General features: G+C 60.2%; 4 protein-coding genes. All 4 read right to left on the bottom strand.

Annotated elements, in window-relative coordinates:
* On the bottom strand, positions 1-674 hold a 674-nt coding region (gene virB11, locus AC1DJN_RS21315), incomplete at its 3' end, for a P-type DNA transfer ATPase VirB11 (protein ID WP_478040130.1).
* 13 nt (positions 675-687) lie between these two features.
* Positions 688-1,935 (bottom strand): TrbI/VirB10 family protein, encoded by a 1,248-nt coding sequence (locus AC1DJN_RS21310; RefSeq protein WP_032976213.1) that lies wholly within the window; start codon positions 1,933-1,935, stop codon positions 688-690.
* Positions 1,932-2,711 carry a TrbG/VirB9 family P-type conjugative transfer protein gene (locus AC1DJN_RS21305; protein WP_032976214.1) on the bottom strand — a complete coding sequence of 260 codons (780 nt, stop codon included), beginning with the start codon at positions 2,709-2,711 and terminating at the stop codon, positions 1,932-1,934. The genes AC1DJN_RS21310 and AC1DJN_RS21305 overlap by 4 nt, the downstream gene beginning before the upstream one ends.
* The coding region (locus AC1DJN_RS21300) for a VirB8/TrbF family protein (RefSeq protein WP_478040127.1) at positions 2,708-3,313 on the bottom strand (606 nt) is incomplete at its 5' end. The genes AC1DJN_RS21300 and AC1DJN_RS21305, both read right to left, overlap by 4 nt.

Raw genomic sequence — 3,313 nt, 5'->3', positions numbered from 1 at the left:
GAGTACAGCAGATGCACCACATTGGGCTGGGTCAGGAACAGTTCGCGCGCGTCCTCGATGGTGACCAAGCGCTCGCTATCGGGAATGTGATTGACCAGCGCCTTCATGAAGGTAGTTTTGCCGCTGCCGGTGGCTCCGGACACAACGATATTTTTGCGATACATCACCGCGCGACGGAAGAACTCGGCGTATTCACGCTGCTGCCGCAATTCAAGCAATTCGCGATCCTGCTCACTGAGGCTTCCATCCTGCTCAAGGATCTGGTTGAAGAAGCCATCCTCGTGGTACTGCGTCAGCGACTTGGTGTGCTTGGATGGCAGGCGGATGGTGATCGACACCTTGCCAGCATCGCACGCCGGCGGGATCACGAACTGAGCACGCTGCCCGGTTGGGAACGTGAGCGACACCACCGGATCGGCATCGGTGATGCGTTGGCCCGTGTTGCTTTCGTTGACCACCGCGGTACAGAACTGCCGCGCGCGTTCGAACGTCAGGCTTGGCACATCCACCCGCTGCCACCCTGCCCGCGTCTCCAGGTACAGCTCACCCGGACGGTTGATGCAGATTTCCGTCACTTCAGGTGAAGTCATGTACTCGGCGATGCCCARCACTTCGTACTGATAGCGCAGGAAGTCGCTGGAGACGAGGGCGAGAGGTGACACTTCGGCGTCCATGGTCGCTCTTGGATTACCTGCGGGCGTTCAGCACGCTGGTGAAGTCGACGTCTTTTGCGACGTAGACGTTCACGATCGTGCCTTGATTGATAGTGACTGTCGGCGGACGACGGCCGCTGGTGAGCGCCTCGTTGGCCAGACGCTCCATGGTACGTGCGGTAGCGCTTTCATATGGCGACTGGATGGTCATGCCGTTGTTGGCCACGGTGGTCGTTTCCGGACCATGCTCGGCAGCAGCGTATTTGAATGCATCCGCGACCAGACTGATCATCAGTGCCGAAGCGATACGTGCACCCCAGTGCGCGCTGTACTGCCCCGGGTGACCCGCACCACCCAAGCCATCTACGCCCGGGCTGGACATAGCGACGTCCAAACCATTCGGAGTCGTGATCCGATCCCAAATGACTTCCACGCGCTTTCCGGCCGGACCGCCACCATAGGCACCATAGATCTTGGAGCCCTTGGGCAACAGCAGGGTACGGCCGTTGATGGAATAGACCGGCTCGGTGAGCAGGCAGGAGGTATAGCCAGCCAGGTCGGTAATAATGCGGGTCTCAAGCACGCAGCGTAGATAAGTGCCACGCACCAGCAACGCATCGGGGCTGCGGATATAGGAAGCGTTGGAGACGTCTTCCACGTCCGGACCGCGACGCACTTTGGCCGGCGTTGCGTTGCCGTTCTGAGCCTGCAATGCAGCCAACGTTGCCTGCAGATAAGGATCGTCGTTGCCCGCGGCTGCGCCTTGACCCGAAGCGTCACCGGTACCGACGCCTCCACTGCCGGCGATGCGACGGTCCAGCAGGCTGGGACCGCGCTGGATGTCACGTTCGGGTTCGGCACGTGGAATGTAGGTGGGGCCAATGGCTTCCTTCGGCGGCGGTGGAAGCATCGGAATCGGCTCAGCGGTCTCCTGCGCAGCAGAAGGAATGACAGGCGGCGCCATGTTCGGCAGATCCGGAGTGCTTGAGCGTGCCACCTGCGGTGGTGCCTTGGCGTCGGCCTCGTCATCCTGGCCTTTGCGCAGCAGCAGGAAACCCATGGCCAACAACAGCAGCAAGATGCCGCCCAGGAACAACAGTGCCTTACGGTTCAGGCGCTGCTCTTCAGCCGAGCGGAGCTGCGGAGCGCTGGCATCCAGATCGGGCGTGGTTTCGGACTGCGCGGTCCCGTAATAAGGATTCGTCGACGGTTCATGACCCGCAGGGCCCTGACCGTACGGAGACGGATTTGGATCGTTGTCCGGAGTGTTCTGCTGGCTCATTTCTTCACGTTCCTTCGCAGGCCGACGACAAAGTCGCCATGGCGGATGACCAGGTACGGGTAGGTCCCGTGCACGATCAGCGTATTGCCCTCAACTGTGGTGTTGACCACGAAGTCCTCGCCGTACTCTTTCTCGCGACCGAATACGGCCGGGAAGATGCCCGTCTTGTATTCGGGAGAATTCGGCAGTTTCAGGTAGGTGAAACTCCCATCGTCGTACGCGTTGACCGGAATCAACCACCCCATCTTCTTCGCCTTGCTGGTCGAATAGGAGTAGTTGAAGTTGTACTGGCGATCCTTGGCCAGCTCCGTACTGAGCAACGGCTGGGCTTCTTCCTCCACCGCCTCCTGCGCGACGCCGAACACTGTGTCATTCGGGTAGATAAAGGCGATCTTGTACTGCACGCCGGAACGACGCGCCTGCTCCAGCTGGCGCCAGTCAGTGGCCACCACCTTCAGCTCGAAGATGTACGAATGGGTCTCAGTGCGCACCATCATGTTGGTGTCGACGTCGACATTCTTGGGTTTAAGGTAGAACACATTCTCGCGACGGGTGAGTTCCCAACCACTGCTGAAACCGGTGCTGTAGTCGAGGATTTTCTCGTTCGGGCTCAGCTCGATCTGGGTGGTGAGACCCAGGCCGGTGCGCACCGGGTAGATGCGGTCCTTCTCGTACTCGTAATGGTCCACCGCCTGTGCCATCGCCGAGGTGGAAAACACCAGCGACAGCAATGACAGCAGCGCCAATGCGCTCCCTCTGACTTTTCGACTACTCATCGGTTGCTTGCTCCATCAGCATTTCCGGTGGAATTGTTCTGCATCGGCCTCATGGCCGGCTGCGCTGGGATCGCCTGCCCAGGCACTACCTGCCCTTGAGTCGGCTGACCTTGAATGGATTGACCCTGTACCGGCTGCATCTGACCATTGGCCGGTACAGCCACAGGCTGGCCAGTTGCGGGATCGATCATGGTGGCTGCTGCGGGATTGTTCGGGTCGTAAATGCCCTGCGCCTGTTGCGCGGCAAGCTGCGCCTGCTGGGCAGCATCCTGAGCCTGCTGCTGCATTGCACTGTCATCCGGCACCGGCACGCCACGGGCGTAATCGTTATCGACGCGATACTCGGTAACCTGGAAAGCTAGCGGATTGAGTACGCGATCCTGCTCGGACAGCGCAAGATTCTGGTTGTACTGGAAACGCATCGTCACCAGCTGGTTATCCAGATAGGTCGCAGCACCCGTGCGCTTGTCCAGCAGGCTGCGCTGTATGCGTACCGATGCGCCGCGGAAGCCACCATTGGCCTGCTGGGCCAAGGGCGTGATGCTCAGGATCTTGACCCGGATCGCCTTGCCGCGTCCGTACATCACGAACGGGTTCTGCGG

Source organism: Stenotrophomonas sp. 05L414_2 (assembly GCF_056397905.1).
The sequence above is the reverse complement of the archived record's forward strand: the minus strand, read 5'-3'. Positions and strand labels throughout refer to the sequence as shown.